General features: G+C 68.7%; 16 protein-coding genes. 9 read left to right on the forward strand and 7 right to left on the reverse strand.

The genetic code is table 11. The features are described 5' to 3' along the window. Window positions 1-3: 3 nt before the first annotated feature. Window positions 4-333 carry an NAD(P) transhydrogenase subunit alpha part 2 gene (locus AWC03_RS05425; RefSeq protein ID WP_085239470.1) on the forward strand — a complete coding sequence of 110 codons (330 nt, stop codon included), beginning with the start codon at window positions 4-6 and terminating at the stop codon, window positions 331-333. Next, a complete protein-coding gene (locus AWC03_RS05430; protein ID WP_085239471.1) occupies window positions 330-1,757 on the forward strand; it encodes an NAD(P)(+) transhydrogenase (Re/Si-specific) subunit beta in 1,428 nt (475 codons plus the stop codon). Before AWC03_RS05425 ends, AWC03_RS05430 begins: the two co-directional genes overlap by 4 nt. Window positions 1,758-1,768: 11 nt before the next feature. Here AWC03_RS05430 and AWC03_RS26750 read toward each other — a convergent pair whose 3' ends face one another. Further along, window positions 1,769-1,894 (reverse strand): hypothetical protein, encoded by a 126-nt coding sequence (locus tag AWC03_RS26750; RefSeq protein ID WP_090419821.1) that lies wholly within the window; start codon window positions 1,892-1,894, stop codon window positions 1,769-1,771. A gap of 163 nt (window positions 1,895-2,057) precedes the next feature. Between AWC03_RS26750 and AWC03_RS05435 the strand changes: the two genes are divergently transcribed. Next, on the forward strand, window positions 2,058-2,681 hold the full coding sequence (locus AWC03_RS05435; RefSeq protein ID WP_067919179.1) for a TetR/AcrR family transcriptional regulator: 624 nt from the start codon (window positions 2,058-2,060) through the stop codon (window positions 2,679-2,681). Window positions 2,682-2,792: 111 nt separating this feature from the next. Here AWC03_RS05435 and AWC03_RS05440 read toward each other — a convergent pair whose 3' ends face one another. Further along, window positions 2,793-3,689 (reverse strand): alpha/beta hydrolase, encoded by an 897-nt coding sequence (locus AWC03_RS05440; protein WP_085239472.1) that lies wholly within the window; start codon window positions 3,687-3,689, stop codon window positions 2,793-2,795. 108 nt (window positions 3,690-3,797) lie between these two features. On the opposite strand from AWC03_RS05440, the gene AWC03_RS05445 reads away from it, so the two are divergent. The 3 genes from AWC03_RS05445 to AWC03_RS05455 are packed head-to-tail and all read left to right on the forward strand — an operon-like array spanning window position 3,798 to window position 7,036. Further along, a complete protein-coding gene (locus tag AWC03_RS05445; protein WP_085239473.1) occupies window positions 3,798-4,898 on the forward strand; it encodes an NAD(P)H-dependent amine dehydrogenase family protein in 1,101 nt (366 codons plus the stop codon). A 16-nt stretch (window positions 4,899-4,914) separates the two neighbouring features. Then, window positions 4,915-5,664: a glucose 1-dehydrogenase gene (locus tag AWC03_RS05450; RefSeq protein WP_085239474.1), complete on the forward strand. Its 750-nt coding sequence runs from the start codon at window positions 4,915-4,917 to the stop codon at window positions 5,662-5,664. A gap of 22 nt (window positions 5,665-5,686) precedes the next feature. Beyond that, window positions 5,687-7,036: an FAD-binding oxidoreductase gene (locus AWC03_RS05455; RefSeq protein WP_085239475.1), complete on the forward strand. Its 1,350-nt coding sequence runs from the start codon at window positions 5,687-5,689 to the stop codon at window positions 7,034-7,036. Window positions 7,037-7,106: 70 nt separating this feature from the next. Here AWC03_RS05455 and AWC03_RS05460 read toward each other — a convergent pair whose 3' ends face one another. The 3 genes from AWC03_RS05460 to AWC03_RS05470 are packed head-to-tail and all read right to left on the reverse strand — an operon-like array spanning window position 7,107 to window position 9,355. Next, window positions 7,107-7,649: a TetR/AcrR family transcriptional regulator gene (locus AWC03_RS05460; protein ID WP_085239476.1), complete on the reverse strand. Its 543-nt coding sequence runs from the start codon at window positions 7,647-7,649 to the stop codon at window positions 7,107-7,109. A 28-nt stretch (window positions 7,650-7,677) separates the two neighbouring features. Beyond that, window positions 7,678-8,520 carry a thioesterase family protein gene (locus AWC03_RS05465; RefSeq protein ID WP_085239477.1) on the reverse strand — a complete coding sequence of 281 codons (843 nt, stop codon included), beginning with the start codon at window positions 8,518-8,520 and terminating at the stop codon, window positions 7,678-7,680. Between the two features lie 13 nt (window positions 8,521-8,533). After that, window positions 8,534-9,355 carry an SMP-30/gluconolactonase/LRE family protein gene (locus AWC03_RS05470; RefSeq protein ID WP_085239478.1) on the reverse strand — a complete coding sequence of 274 codons (822 nt, stop codon included), beginning with the start codon at window positions 9,353-9,355 and terminating at the stop codon, window positions 8,534-8,536. Between the two features lie 183 nt (window positions 9,356-9,538). Between AWC03_RS05470 and AWC03_RS05475 the strand changes: the two genes are divergently transcribed. The 3 genes from AWC03_RS05475 to AWC03_RS05485 are packed head-to-tail and all read left to right on the forward strand — an operon-like array spanning window position 9,539 to window position 12,534. After that, window positions 9,539-10,423, forward strand: coding sequence for an acyl-CoA thioesterase (locus AWC03_RS05475; protein ID WP_085239479.1), 885 nt, complete (start codon window positions 9,539-9,541; stop codon window positions 10,421-10,423). A gap of 15 nt (window positions 10,424-10,438) precedes the next feature. After that, entirely contained in the window at window positions 10,439-11,359 is a 921-nt protein-coding gene (locus tag AWC03_RS05480) for an LLM class F420-dependent oxidoreductase (protein WP_085239480.1), read from the forward strand. Then, window positions 11,359-12,534, forward strand: coding sequence for an acyl-CoA dehydrogenase family protein (locus AWC03_RS05485; RefSeq protein ID WP_085239481.1), 1,176 nt, complete (start codon window positions 11,359-11,361; stop codon window positions 12,532-12,534). The genes AWC03_RS05480 and AWC03_RS05485 overlap by 1 nt, the downstream gene beginning before the upstream one ends. A 183-nt stretch (window positions 12,535-12,717) precedes the next feature. Here the strand turns inward: AWC03_RS05485 and AWC03_RS05490 are convergent, their stop codons facing one another. Further along, a complete protein-coding gene (locus AWC03_RS05490) occupies window positions 12,718-13,404 on the reverse strand; it encodes a DUF427 domain-containing protein (protein WP_085239482.1) in 687 nt (228 codons plus the stop codon). A 58-nt stretch (window positions 13,405-13,462) separates the two neighbouring features. Further along, entirely contained in the window at window positions 13,463-14,194 is a 732-nt protein-coding gene (locus AWC03_RS05495; protein WP_085239483.1) for an SDR family NAD(P)-dependent oxidoreductase, read from the reverse strand. Window positions 14,195-14,343 lie beyond the last annotated feature (149 nt).

The following is a 14,343-nucleotide window of genomic DNA, read 5'->3' on the forward strand; positions in this document are numbered from 1 at the left end:
TACATGTACGACGAGCTATTGGCCAACCTGGCGATCCTGGTGCTGTCCGGGTTCGTCGGCTTCGCAGTCATATCCAAAGTGCCCAACACGCTGCACACGCCGCTGATGTCGGGGACCAACGCCATTCACGGCATCGTGGTGCTGGGCGCCCTGGTGGTGTTCGGCGAGGTTGAGCACCCGTCGCTGGCGGTGCAGATCATCCTGTTCGTCGCGGTGGTCTTCGGCACGCTGAACGTCATCGGCGGCTTCATCGTGACCGACCGGATGCTGGGCATGTTCAAAGGCAAGAAGAAAGCCGCGCCCGTGAAGACCGAGAACCTGGCGGCGAAATGAACTACCTCGTCACCGTCCTCTACATCATCTCGTTCGCCCTCTTCATCTACGGCCTGATGGGCCTGACGGGCCCCAAGACCGCGGTGCGCGGGAACCTGATCGCCGCCGTCGGCATGGCCATCGCCGTCGCCGCGACCCTGATCAAGATCCGGCACACCGAATCCTGGGTGCTGATCATCGCCGGCCTGGTCGTGGGTGTGCTGCTGGGCGTTCCGCCCGCCCGGTTGACCAAGATGACCGCCATGCCGCAGCTGGTGGCCTTCTTCAACGGCGTCGGCGGCGGCACCGTCGCGCTCATCGCCCTGGCGGAATTCATGGAAACCAAGGGCTTTTCGGCCTTCCAGCATGGCGAGTCGCCGACCGTGCACATCGTGGTGGCGTCGTTGTTCGCCGCCATCATCGGCTCGATCTCGTTCTGGGGATCGATCATCGCGTTCGGCAAGCTGCAGGAGATCATCTCCGGGGCGCCGATCGGCTTCGGCAAGGCCCAGCAGCCGATCAACCTGCTGCTGCTGGTCGCCGCGGTGGCGGCCGCCGTGGTCATCGGGCTGCATGCCCACCCCGGCACCGGCGGGGTGTCGCTGTGGTGGATGGTCGGCCTGCTGGCCGCGGCCGGCGTGCTCGGCCTGATGGTGGTGCTGCCGATCGGCGGTGCCGACATGCCGGTGGTCATCTCGCTGCTGAACGCGATGACCGGCCTGTCGGCCGCGGCGGCCGGGCTGGCGCTCAACAACACCGCGATGATCGTCGCCGGCATGATCGTCGGCGCATCCGGCTCGATCCTGACCAACCTGATGGCCAAGGCGATGAACCGCTCCATCCCGGCGATCGTCGCCGGTGGCTTCGGCGGTGGGGGCGTGGCCCCGGGCGCCGGCGGAGACGGCGGCGACAAACACGTCAAGTCGACCTCGGCCGCCGACGCCGCCATCCAGATGGCCTACGCCAACCAGGTGATCGTGGTTCCGGGCTACGGCCTGGCCGTCGCGCAGGCCCAGCACGCCGTCAAGGACATGGCCAGCCTGCTCGAGGAGAAGGGCGTGCCGGTGAAGTACGCCATCCACCCGGTCGCGGGCCGGATGCCCGGCCACATGAACGTGCTGCTGGCCGAGGCCGAGGTGGACTATGACGCCATGAAGGACATGGACGACATCAACGACGAGTTCGCTCGCACCGACGTCGCGATCGTCATCGGCGCCAACGACGTCACCAACCCCGCGGCCCGCAACGAACAGTCCAGCCCGATCTACGGCATGCCCATCCTCAACGTGGACAAGGCCAAGTCGGTGATCGTGCTCAAGCGGTCGATGAACTCCGGGTTCGCGGGCATCGACAACCCGCTGTTCTACGCGGAGGGGACGACGATGTTGTTCGGGGACGCGAAGAAGTCGGTGACCGAGGTCGCCGAGGAATTGAAGGCCCTGTAGGGCCGATCAGGCTAGACGGGCGGGTAGGCGGGCGGCGGGTAGCCGTTGCCGTCGACCACCCCGCGCAGGCCCCACGGGACGTAGCGGAAGAAGAACTCGATCTCGTCGCTAGCGTCGTAGTCCGGATTCGGATCCATGGGGCCACCCCTCCAGTCGCGACTTGAGCTTCCAGGGCGAGTCTAGTCCCATCCTCGTCGGGGCGACACCGGGCGTTTGCCTAAACTGTCCAACCAGTTGATTGATAATTGGCCTTGCCCGGTCGCCCGGCAACCGGCCGGGCGATGACGATAGCGAGTACCGATGGCATCCGAGAACGGACGAACGCGCCGCGAGGAGTTGCTGGCTGTGGCCACCAAGCTGTTCGCCGCACGCGGTTATCACGGCACCCGGATGGACGACGTCGCCGACGTGATCGGGCTGAACAAGGCGACGGTGTACCACTACTACGCCAGCAAGTCCCTCATCCTCTACGACATCTACCAGCAGGCCGCGGAGCGCACCCTGGCCGCCGTCCACGACGACCCCTCGATGACGGCGCGCGAGGCGCTCTACCAGTACACCGTGCGTCTGCTCGACCAGATCGCCGCCAACCCCGAGGGCGCCGCGGTGTATTTCCAGGAGCAGCCCTACATCACCGAGTGGTTCACCGAAGAGCAGGTCGCCGCGGTCCGGGAGAAGGAAACCCAGGTCTACGAGCACGTGCACGGGCTCATCGACCGGGGGATCGCCAGCGGCGAGTTCTACCAGTGCGACTCCCACGTCCTGGCGCTCGGATACATCGGCATGACTCTCGGCGCCTACCGGTGGCTGCGGCCGAGCGGGCGCCGCAGCGCCAAGGAGATCGCCGCCGAATTCAGCACCGCGCTGCTGCGCGGCCTGATCCGCGACGAAGCGATCCGCACGAGCTCCCCGCTCGGCCCGTAGTCCGATCGGGGCGACCCGCTTCGCCCGGCTGCGCCGCGCTCGCGATCGCCCCTGGTCCCGATCGGGGCGACCCGCTTCGCCCGGCTGCGCCGCGCTCGCGATCGCCCCTGGCTAGCCCGCGGCTTTCAGGTGCTTGTCGAGGAAGGCGAGCTGGTCGGCCACTACGCGTTCGAACGCCTCGTCGACGTAGATGTCGAAATGACCCTCGGGGTACAGCTTGACCTCACCGCGCGGGGCCTTGGCCGCATAGCGCAGCGTCGCCGCCGCGGGGGCCACCGAGTCGGCCTCGCACACGCAGAACAGGATCGGGCAGGGGACCTTCGCGGTGTCGCGGCCGGGACGGTAGGCCATGATCGTCAACGCAATGCGGGCCGCCACCTCGTTGGTCAGCTCCTCACCCTCGGGCACGAGCCTGAGGTAGCCGGGGTAGGCGTCGGGCGTGCTCATCAAGGCGACGTCTCCCGGTCGTCCGACCGTCGGCACCATGACCGGCGGCTTGCGCAGCCGGGCGGCCAGCAGGTCACGTGCCGCCAGCAGGCCGACCCGCGCGAAGACCAGCGGGTTGCTGATCGTGCGCGCCGACGCGATGCCGTCGGTGAAGGGGCACTGGGCGACCACGGCGGCGATGCCCGGCAGCCGGGCGGCCGTGGCGATCACGTGGCCGCCGGCAAACGAGGTGCCCCACAACGCGATTCGATCGGGATCGATGCCCGGCAGAGTCCGCGCGTAGGTGACTGCCGCGGCCCAGTCGGCGAGCTGCATGCCGATGTCGAGCACCTGGCGGGGCCGGCCCTCGCTGTCACCGAAGTTGCGGTAGTCGAAGACCAGGCAGGCATAACCGGCGGCGCTGAACCGTTCGGCGTAGGCATCCAGCCGCATGCTTCGCACCCCGCCCAGGCCGTGGGCCATCACCAGCAGGGGCGCGGGTCTGCCGCCCGCCGGCCGGTAGAGCCAGGCGCTGATCAGATCGCCATCGGACGGGAATCGGACGTCTTCGCGTTGTGTCATCACCGAGTCATTCTGCCCGGGCGATCACGACCAGTCCGCCGGTATGCCACCAAGATTTAATGGACTACTGTCTAGAAACGTTTGAGCGCTCAACGAACGGAGACTCTCATGGCGATCCGCGTCGCGCACGTCGGTACCGGAAACGTCGGGGGGTTGGCCCTCACCGAGCTGATCACCAACCCGCAGTTCGAGCTGACGGGCGTGTGCGTGTCCACCCCGGAGAAGGTGGGCAAGGATGCCGGCGACCTGTGCGGCGTCGGCCTCGATCCCGGCGTCGTCACCGGCGTCGCGGCCGTCGGGGACCTGGACGCCCTGCTGGCCACCAAGCCCGAGTGCGTCGTCTACTGCGCCATGGGCGACACCCGGCTGCCCGACGCGATGGCCGACGTCATGCGCATCCTGGCCGCCGGCATCAACGTCGTCGGGTCCTCGCCGGGATTGCTGCAGTACCCGTGGGGGGTCATGCCCGACAAGTACATCGACCGCGTCGAAGACGCCGCCCGGCAAGGCAATTCGAGCATCTTCATCACCGGCGTGGACCCCGGGTTCATCAACGACCTCATCCCGTTCGCGCTGGCGGGCACCTGCCAGAGCATCGAGCAGGTGCGCTGCATGGAGATCGCCGATTACGCCACCTACGACGGCGCGGAGGTTATGCACTACATGGGCTTCGGCCGGCCGCTCGACGAGGTGCCGATGTTGCTGCAGCCGGGCATCCTCGGCATCGCCTGGGGGACGGCGATCCGTCAGCTGGCGGCGGGCCTGGGCATCGAGATCGACGAGATCAGCGAGTCCTACCAGCGCGAGCCGGCGCCGGAAGACTTCGACATCGCGGTCGGGCACGTCGCCAAGGGCACCATGGCCGCACTGCAATTCGAAATCCGGGGCATGTCCAAGGGGCGTGCGGCCATCGTCATCGAGCACATCACCCGGCTGCGGCCCGACCTGCGACCCGACTGGGCGCAACCGGCCGCGGGCGGCGGCTCCTACCGCGTCGAGATCACCGGCGAGCCGTCCTACGCCGTGGACATCGTTCCCAGCAGCCGCAAGGGCGACCATAACCACGCCGCGATCGTGGGTGCCGCCGGGCGCATCGTCAACGCGGTTCCCGCGGTGATCGCCGCGCCGCCCGGCATCAGGACCACGCTGGACCTGCCGCTGGTGACCGGGAAAGGCCTGTACGCACCAACTACTTTGGTGAGCACCTAAATCGAAAGGAGTCCCTGTGGGACGCGTAGAAGGCAAAGTCGCACTCATCAGTGGCGGCGCCCGCGGGATGGGCGCCGAACACGCGCGGCTGCTGGCGGCCGAGGGCGCCAAGGTGGTGATCGGCGACATCCTCGACGACGAGGGAGAAGCCGTGGCCGCCGAAATCAATGCGATTGGTGACTCGGTGCGCTACGTCCACCTCGACGTCACCCAGCCCGACCAGTGGGACGCCGCCGTCGAGACCGCCGTCAGCGAATTCGGCAAGCTCAACGTGTTGGTGAACAACGCCGGCACGGTCGCGCTCGGCCCGTTGAGGAGTTTCGATCTGGCCAAGTGGCAGAGGGTGATCGACGTCAACCTGACCGGGACGTTCCTGGGCATGCGGGTGGCCGTGGACCCGATGATCGCCGCGGGGGGCGGCTCGATCATCAACGTTTCCTCGATCGAGGGCCTGCGCGGCGCGCCGATGGTGCACCCCTACGTCGCGTCCAAATGGGCGGTGCGCGGCCTGGCGAAGTCCGCGGCGCTGGAGTTGGCGCCGCACAACATCCGGGTCAACTCCGTGCACCCCGGCTTCATCCGCACCCCGATGACCAAGCATCTGCCCGACGACATGGTGACCATTCCGCTCGGCCGCCCGGCCGAGTCACGCGAGGTCTCGACGTTCATCCTGTTCCTGGCCAGCGACGAGTCGTCCTACGCCACCGGCAGCGAATTTGTCATGGACGGCGGACTCGTCTGCGACGTGCCGCACAAGCAGTTCTAGCCGCGGTGCTATAACCGCGAGCATGCCAGGCAGCCTGGGCGAGCTGAAAAAAATTGTGGGATCCAACCACGTCGTCTCCGACCCCGACGTGCTCGCGAGCCGCAGCGTCGACCACACCGGTCGCTACCGCGGCCGGGCCAGCGCGCTGGTGCGCCCGGGCTCGGCCGAGCAGGTCGCCGAGGTGCTGCGGGTGTGCCGGGATGCCGGGGCGCACGTGACGGTGCAGGGCGGCCGGACCTCGCTGGTGGCGGGCACCGTGCCCGAGCACGACGACGTGCTGCTGTCCACCGAGCGGCTGCACGCCGTCGATGATGTCGACACCCTCGAACGCCGCGTCCGCGCCGGTGCCGGCGCCACGCTGGCCGCGGTGCAACGCGCCGCGGGTGCCGCCGGCCTGGTGTTCGGCGTGGACCTGGCCGCGCGGGACACTGCGACGGTCGGTGGGATGGCCTCGACGAACGCCGGCGGCCTGCGCACCGTCCGCTACGGCAACATGGGCGAACAGGTCGTCGGCTTGGAGGTGGCGCTGCCCGACGGGTCGCTGCTGCGCCGGCACAGCCGGGTGCGCAGCGACAACACCGGCTACGACCTGTCGGCGCTGTTCGTCGGCGCCGAGGGCACCCTGGGTGTCATCACCGCGCTCGAACTGCGACTGCACCCCGTTCCCGCGCGGAGGGTGACCGCGCTGTGCGGGTTCGCCGAACTCGACGCTCTGGTGGACGCGGGGCGGACGTTCCGGGATGCGGACGGCATCGCCGCCCTGGAGTTGATCGACGGCCGGGCCGCCGCGCTGACCGGCGAGCACCTCGGGGTGGGCGCACCGGTCACCGGCGACTGGCTGTTACTGGTGGAGCTGGCCGCCGATCACGACCAGACCGACCGGCTAGCCGACCTGCTCGACGGCGCGCACATGTGCTCCGAACCCGCTGTCGGCGTGGATATTGGTGCGCAACAACGGTTGTGGCAGGTTCGCGAGGCGCTCGCCGACGTGCTCGGCGTCTACGGGCCACCGCTGAAGTTCGACGTCTCCCTGCCGCTGTCGTCCGTCGACGGATTCGCCAGGGCGGCAGTCGAATTGATCGGTGCGCGCGCCCCGGAGGCGCTGCCCGTGCTGTTCGGCCACATCGGGGAGGGCAACCTGCACCTCAACGTGTTGCGCTGCCCGGCCGACCGGGAGCGTGCGCTGTACGAGCCGATGATGGAGCTGATCGCGGCGTGCGGTGGCAACGTCAGCTCCGAACACGGCGTCGGCACGCGCAAGCGGCGTTACCTGGGCATGTCCCGGGAGCCCGCGGACATCGCGGCGATGCGCACGATCAAGGCCGCGCTCGACCCGACCGGCTACCTCAACGCGGCGGTGCTGTTCGAGTAGCAGCGTCGCGAGACTGCAACTACCGACGGGGTTACTCGCGAAACGCGTCGCTAGTTGCAGCCTCGCGGTATCAGTCGGTAGGCGCCTTGATTCCGACCGCGTGCCGCAGCTGCGCCAAGAACTGGTCCGCGTCGTCGCTTCGGACGATGTAGTGCGAGATGGCGATCCGGATCACCGTCGCCGCCTTCACCGCGGCGTTGGGCCCGGGCAGGTGCCGTTGCAATCCCTCTCGCATCTGCGGGATCACCCACGAGAACTCGGCGATGGTGTGCTCGGGCTCGACGTCGACCATGCGCACGCCGGAGTACGAATGCTGGTATTCGACGATGAACCTCAACACCGCGTCCAGCTTGTCGACCCCCTTCAGGCCCGCCGTCGCCCGAACCAGTCCGCTTTCGAAGATCTGCCGCTCGTAGTTCGAAAAGGCCGACAGCAACTCCTCTTTGGAGGCGAACCAGCGGTACAGCGTCGGGCGTGACACCCCGGCCTGGGCGGCGACGTCGGACAGGCTGAGCTTGGTCTTGCCGTTGCGGCCGAGCACCTCGGCGGTCGCGTCGAGAATGCGCTGACGCGTCGAGGTGTCGGGGTCCACGGTCTGGGCCGGGCGGCTCATAAGTGCAACTCTACGAAGTCGTTCACCGTTATTTCGCCTCCCGGCCAGACTTGCCCGGGCGCGGGCGCGGGCGCACCAGCACCGACTGCTGGATGGCGCCGACCGCGCCCTGCTCGTCGAACAACGTGCCGATCGTGGCGCCGACGCCGTCGGGGCCGTAGCTGGTCTCGGCACGAATGCCGATCCACTCACCGTCGGGAACCCGGAACACATGCACGGCCAGGTCGGTGTTGAGAAACGTCCACCGGGTGATGTCCAGCTTGCTGCCGATGCCGTTGGCGCAGTCGGCCACCGCGAACAGGCGCTCCAGCGGGGTCATGCTCTCCCCGGTGACAAGGTCCACGGTCGGATTGATCCACGATTCGCCGGGGCCCTCGCTCAGCGGCTCGGTCAACCACAGCCAGTCCAGGCTGTGCACGTAGTTGCGGTCCCACTCCCGCGCCTTGAGGTTGCGGTTGCGCGCCTCGCTGCGAGGCCCGGGCATCGGGGCCCCGGAGTGGGCCAGCGTCCGTGTGTCCAGCGTCTGCAACCGCCATCCGCTCGCGCGCGCCACCGGCCGGGGCTGGCCATCGGGGCCGGGCGCCAGCATCTCGGCGCCGACCAGTTCGATCTGCTTCCCGCCGCGCTGCACCTGCGCGTTGACCCACAGATCACCCTCGGCGGGAACCCCGCCCAGCAGGTCGATGACGACGCGGGACAGGCGGGTGTCCTCGCGCCGCTGGCAGCGCTCCAGCGCCCGCACCAGCAGCGCCGACACCGGACCGCCGTGCTGGATCGACGCCGACCAGGTGCCGCGTGCCAGGTCGGTGGCCCGGAACTTCTCTCCCATCGGATCGGCGCCGTCGATGAGCTCGTAATAGGAGTCCGACATCGTCAACCTTTCCTCAGGGCAGGCCGGCGCCGGGGGTGGTCACCGTCACGGCATCCAGCCGCGAGAGGCGGGTGCCGACCAGGCGCTGAGGGTACGCCTCCGTGCTGGACAGCAGGAACAGCGTCCGGCGCTCGGGGCCGCCGAGCGCGCAGGCGATGGCCACGCGGTCACCCATGTCGATGCGGTCGGTCACGGCGCCGCCCTCGACGATCCGCTCGAATTGGTGGGCCAGCGTCATCGACGCCCACACCGCGCCGTCCGCGTCGAGCGCGATGCCGTCGGGCGGCCCGTCCAGGCCGTCGGCGAAGGTGCGGCGGTCGGCCAGCCCACCGTCGGCGCCGATGGTGAACGCGGTCAGCCGCCGGCCGACCGACTCGGCGACGATCAGGGTCTGGCGGTCGGGCGTGATCACCATGCCGTTGGGAAAGTCGAGGTCTTCGGCGACGACGGTGGCGGTGTCGTCGCCGGGATCCAACCGGATGATCGCGCCGCCGCTACGCGCCTGGCATCCGATGTAGGCGCGGCCGGCGTCGTCGATGACCATGTCGCCGAGGTCCGCCGGCGCCAGGCCGCCGAGATCGGCGATGGTGTCGACGGTTTCACCGTCGTAACGCAGCACGGTGCGGTCTTCGGCCGAGACGATCAACAGCGATCCGTCGGGGCGGAAACCCAGGCCTGACGGGGAGTGCCCGGGCAGCGGCAACGTGGTCAGGGACCCGCCCATGGTGGAGGTGTGTACCGCCTCGCCCAGCACGTCGGAGAACCACAGCAGGCCCTCGAACCAGCGTGGCCCCTCGCCGAAGCAGAAGCCGTTGGCCAGCGGCTCGGGAATCATGCGCCGATGCCTTCCACCCCAGCTCCCGCTTTACAAAACACCGCCAAAGTGTCAGGCACCGCGGGTGCCGGTGTCAATCGCGCCACCGGCGGACCGGTGTTGTTAGCCAAGCTTTACAAATCCTACGCCAAGTGTCACGCTGAGCCGAGAGCTGCTGGCGCGAGAGGCGGAGCGAAATTGACCATGGCTTCCGAGGAATCTGAGCAGACCGAGTGGACGGTGCAGGGCCTGCTTGATCTGTTCGACGTGCGGCCCGACGGGCAAGACCGGTACACCGGGGACACCGGGATCGCCGTCGGCGACGAACGGCAGGTAGTGGAGGGCACGCAGGTGCTCGCCCAGGCGATTGTCGCGGTGGCCAAACGATTCCCGGACAAGTCGGTGCGCTCGGCGCACGCGGTCTTCTCCCGCGCCGTCACCGTCGGCCCGCCGATCGAACTCGTCCTCGACGTCGTCGCGGAGGGCCGGTCCACCGCCACCGCCGTCGTCGCCGTGCACCAGAACGGTCGGCGCTGCCTGAGCATCACGGTGCTGGCCGACGTGCCGACCGGCGACGTCATCCGCCACCACCTGCCGCGCCCGGCCGTGGCCCCGCCCGCCGACGCCATCCACTCGCCGATGCCGATGGTCGGCCGGGAGCTTCGCCTGGTCGACGTCGTCGACGTCAACAGCCCCGACGAGGTCGGGCCGCCGGAGCTGTACGCGTGGCTGCACTACGACCCGATCCCGGAACGGGACGACCTGGCCAAGGCGCTGCTGGCGTACTTCACCGGGCATCTGGGGATCTCCACCACCATGCGCGCGCATCCGGGCATCGGCACCGCACAGGCGCACCTGACCGTGTCGACCGCACCCATGAGCATCTCCGTGGCGTTCCACGAACCGGTGCGCTGGGCCGGGTGGCTGCTCTATACCCACGAGAGCACCCAGGTCGGCGCGGGAATGTCCTACGTGCGCGGCACGGTGCACTCCGAGGAGGGCGAGCTGCTGTGCTCGTTCGCCCAGGAGGCGCTGATCCGGCCGCTGCGCACCACCGACACGGCCATCGATTCGCGCGCACGGTTCTAGCGGCTGGTCGCCTTCATGCGCTTCACCATCACCCACCCGATGCACAGCCACCCGTACAACACCGAGCTGGTGAGCGGGGACGGCATCGGGAAGGTGGCCGCGGCCACCGAGGCGGCCGGCATCCACGGGTTCGGCTTCACCGATCACCCCGCGCCGTCGCAGCGGTGGCTGGAGGCCGGCGGCCATGACGCGTTGGACCCCTTCGTCGCACTGGGTTTCGCGGCGGCGACGACGAGCACGCTGCGGCTGATCCCCAACATCGTGGTGCTGCCGTACCGAAACCCGTTCGTGGTGGCCAAATCCGGCGCCACGCTGGACCTGCTGTCCGGCGGCCGGTTCACGCTGGCGGTGGGCGTGGGCTACCTCAAACGGGAGTTCGCCGCGCTGGGGGTCAGCTACGACGAACGGGCCGAGCTGTTCGAGGAAGCCCTGCAGGTGATCCGGGCGGTGTGGACCGGCGACGACATCACCTACGAGGGAAGGCATTTCAGCGCGCGGGGGATCACCGCGCACCCCCGCCCGCTGAGCGACCCGCATCCGCCGATCTGGATCGGCGGCAACACGTCCTCGGCGCGCCAACGGGTGGCGCAATACGGTGACGGCTGGTGTCCGTTTCCCGCCCCGCCGCAGCTGGCGCAGACGGCCGGCACGGCGGTGATCGACTCGGTGTCGCGCCTCACCGAGGGCATCGACGATCTGCGGCGCCGATGCGACGCCGCGGGACGGGACTGGTCGGCGATCGACGTCACCTTCACCAACTTCGAGGGCGGCAGCCCCGCCGACGACGAATTCAACGCCGACGCCTACTTCGACGGTCTGGAGAAGCTGGCGAAGGTGGGCGTGACATGGGTGAGCGTTCACCTCCCCGGCGACAGCATGGCGCACGCGCTGGAGACACTCGACCGGTTCCGGACCCTCGTGATCGACGCGGCCTGATGGACTTCTCCCACGTCGACCTCTCGCCCGAGGACCAAGCGTTCCGCGACGAGACGCGGGCGTTCATCGCCAAGCATGTCACCGATGAAGTGTTGCACCGGCAGCTGCAGTTCGGTGAAAACTTCGACGAGGGCGTGCATTTGGCGCTGGGCGAGGCCGGCTACCTGGCATCGGACTGGAAGCTGGAGTCAGAGGGCGGGTTCAGCCCGGTGCGGCGCCGCATCTTTCAACTCGAGATTGCCCGGGCCCACACCCCCTGGTATCACTGGGGCACCACGTCCGTCGTCGCCCGCCTGGTGCGCCAATTCGGTGCGCCGGAGCTCGCCGACCGCGTCCTGCCGGGCGTGCTCTCCGGCGAGATCCGGCTGTGCCTGGGCTACACCGAGCCCGAGGGCGGGTCGGACGTCGCGACCTGCAAGACCCGTGCCGTCCGGGACGGCGATGCGTGGATCATCAATGGCTCCAAGATGTTCACGTCCAACGCGCAGAACGCCCGCTACGTCTTCCTGCTCACCAACACCGATCCGCGGGGCCCGAAACACCGGAACCTGACCATGTTCCTGGTGCCACTGGACTCGCCGGGCATCGAGATTCAAGGCATCCGCACCCTGGACGGCGACCGCACCAACATCGTCTACTACAGCGACGTCCGGGTCGACGACCTGTACCGCATCGGCGAGGTCAACGGTGGCTGGACCGTGATGCGCGCGGCGCTGGACTCCGAGCACGGCGTCGTGGAAGCGGAAGACCATGGCCTGCAATACATTGCCGCGATGGCCGCACACGGCGACCTGATGGCCGAAGTGGTCGACGCCGTCGCGGCCGCCGTCGCTCGACCGGGGCCGGACGGGCGGCGGCCGATCGACGACGATTCGGTGAAATATCGGCTCGGGCGCGCCGTCGCGCGGATGGAGGCGGCGCTGTCCACGCCCGGGATGTTCGGCCGGGTCGCGGTCGCGCAGACGATGCGTGACGTCACCCCGGACCTGATGGACATGCTGGGGAGCGCGTCGGCGTTGCCCACCGAAACTCCCGGCTCCGCGACCGACGGTGCGGCGGAACACCTTTACCGGCTGGCGCTGCCGCTGGGCATCTACGGCGGCACGCTGGAAGTGTTCCGCAACATGATCGCCCAGCACGGGCTCAAGCTGGGCCGCCCCAGCTACGGTGGCTGACTCCGGCCCCCCCACCACCGGCTTCCGCGATACGTTCTCACCGAGTACCGGTCGCAGAGAGGTGGGCCCGGCAGGGGGTCTCGTGGCCCTGGGTTCGTTCATCACCACGCTGCTGGGCGGTTAGACCCTGGCGTGGACCCTGGGCGGGGTGCTGTTCATGCTGGCGATCGTCGGGCCGGCGAGCTAGGTGAGGCCGCTCGCCGGCAGCTCGGCGTCGACGTCGGCCCGGGCGGGGTCGAAACTGAAAAACCCTTTGATGGGCAGGCTTTCCGGCGGAGGGTCGGGATAGCTCCACGCGACGTCCTCGACGACGTGACCGTCCACGACGGCGGACCAGTACGTCGCGAAACCCTTGTAATTGCAGTAGCTCGACGTGTCCGAACGGCGCAGCAGGTCGGTGTGCACGCACGCTGGATCGACGTAAAGCCTTGGCTCCAGCGATGTTTCGAACAGGATCACGGTGTCGTCGGTGTCCACCAGAACGGCGCTGGCCACCGAGACCCGCAGGCGGCGCCTGGTGGGGCGGCAGTCGACGCGATGGTAGGGGTTGGGCGGGTAGTGCACGAGTTCGCGGCCCTCTTCCAGCCAGCTGTCGACGGCGTCCCAGGGCACGTGCACGAAGCCCGGGGCCTCCGGCTCGGCCTCGGCGGGCAGGTCGCCGACCTCGCCCGCCGGGAAGGCATAGCTCAGCGGCCGGCCCCGACGGTGCACCAGCAGCGCCCCTTCGGTGTCGATCACCCGGCGCCCGTCCTTGATGGCCTGGATGCGGCGGGGGTACGGCTCGATGAAGACGACGTCGGCGGGCAGCGGGGGCGAAAACCACCCGGCCGGATCACTGCTCAGCGGACCGCGTCCGGCTACCAGGCTCATGGTGTGAGGCTAGACCCTTGTCCGCCGGGCCGGTTCACGCCGGACTCAGACCGCGGGCTCAGCCGGCAGCATCGAGCAGCGCCGCGTACTGGCGCTCGAGCATCTTGGTTGCGCCACTGTCCCAGCGCTCGGCCAACGACCGTGACAGCGGATCGGGGAAGATTTCGTCATCGTCGTTCTCCACCCCGTCGAAGATGGCGCGCGCCACCGATTGTGGGGAGGCTTTCGGTATGTCGAGGCCGCGGGTCATATCGGTGTCCACCGGCCCGGTCAGCACGGCATGGACGCGAACCCCCGGTCCCGCCAAGATGACCCGCAGCGATTGCGTCAGGGAGAACGCCGCAGCCTTGGAGACGGAATAGGCCGGAATGATTGGCAACGGGGCCAACGCGTTCACCGAAAGATTGTTGACGATCGACCCTCCGGCTTGAGTCAACAGCGGCAGGAAGGCCCGAATCACGGCGTAGGTGCCGAGAAGATTGACAGCGAGGTGTCGCTCAAGCGCGGACGGGTCGGTCAAGTCGTCGTAATCCGCAAGGCCGGCGTTGTTGACGAGGATGTCGAGAGCATCGACCTGCTCAGCCGCGGCCCGACGATGCGCGGCGCTGGTGATGTCCAGGTTCAACGGCGTCACACGCGGATCGTCGTTGTCCGGCAATGGTTTCCGGGTGCCCACATACACCCGGCGGGCGCCTCTGTCCAAGGCGTCCGCAACCAGCGCCCGCCCGATGCCGCGATTGCCGCCGGTGATGAGAACCGCTTTGCCTGAGATTGTCGCCACGACGACCATCTCCCTTCTCGTTCCGTGTTACCCGGCAGGCCCATTCCCGAGGGTCTACCGCGGCGAGCCGTCGAGGCCCGCAGGTATTCCGATGCACCGGAGCGCGTGAAGTCATCGGTGCGCAGCTCAGGGCTGAGCACTGACCGTATGGGCCGACC

Source organism: Mycobacterium europaeum (assembly GCF_002102155.1).
GTDB lineage: Bacteria > Actinomycetota > Actinomycetes > Mycobacteriales > Mycobacteriaceae > Mycobacterium > Mycobacterium europaeum.

Bases quoted from the DNA above. Each gene is read 5' to 3' on its own strand.
- AWC03_RS05485 (WP_085239481.1), top strand. From the start codon at position 11,359: ATGGACTTCTCCCACGTCGACCTCTCGCCCGAGGACCAAGCGTTCCGC.
- AWC03_RS05470 (WP_085239478.1), bottom strand. From the start codon at position 9,355: ATGATTCCCGAGCCGCTGGCCAACGGCTTCTGCTTCGGCGAGGGGCCA.
- AWC03_RS05490 (WP_085239482.1), bottom strand. From the start codon at position 13,404: ATGAGCCTGGTAGCCGGACGCGGTCCGCTGAGCAGTGATCCGGCCGGG.
- AWC03_RS05475 (WP_085239479.1), top strand. From the start codon at position 9,539: ATGGCTTCCGAGGAATCTGAGCAGACCGAGTGGACGGTGCAGGGCCTG.
- AWC03_RS05440 (WP_085239472.1), bottom strand. From the start codon at position 3,689: ATGACACAACGCGAAGACGTCCGATTCCCGTCCGATGGCGATCTGATC.
- AWC03_RS05465 (WP_085239477.1), bottom strand. From the start codon at position 8,520: ATGTCGGACTCCTATTACGAGCTCATCGACGGCGCCGATCCGATGGGA.
- AWC03_RS05445 (WP_085239473.1), top strand. From the start codon at position 3,798: ATGGCGATCCGCGTCGCGCACGTCGGTACCGGAAACGTCGGGGGGTTG.
- AWC03_RS26750 (WP_090419821.1), bottom strand. From the start codon at position 1,894: ATGGATCCGAATCCGGACTACGACGCTAGCGACGAGATCGAGTTCTTC.
- AWC03_RS05460 (WP_085239476.1), bottom strand. From the start codon at position 7,649: ATGAGCCGCCCGGCCCAGACCGTGGACCCCGACACCTCGACGCGTCAG.
- AWC03_RS05435 (WP_067919179.1), top strand. From the start codon at position 2,058: ATGGCATCCGAGAACGGACGAACGCGCCGCGAGGAGTTGCTGGCTGTG.
- AWC03_RS05480 (WP_085239480.1), top strand. From the start codon at position 10,439: ATGCGCTTCACCATCACCCACCCGATGCACAGCCACCCGTACAACACC.
- AWC03_RS05455 (WP_085239475.1), top strand. From the start codon at position 5,687: ATGCCAGGCAGCCTGGGCGAGCTGAAAAAAATTGTGGGATCCAACCAC.
- AWC03_RS05495 (WP_085239483.1), bottom strand. From the start codon at position 14,194: ATGGTCGTCGTGGCGACAATCTCAGGCAAAGCGGTTCTCATCACCGGC.
- AWC03_RS05430 (WP_085239471.1), top strand. From the start codon at position 330: ATGAACTACCTCGTCACCGTCCTCTACATCATCTCGTTCGCCCTCTTC.
- AWC03_RS05425 (WP_085239470.1), top strand. From the start codon at position 4: ATGTACGACGAGCTATTGGCCAACCTGGCGATCCTGGTGCTGTCCGGG.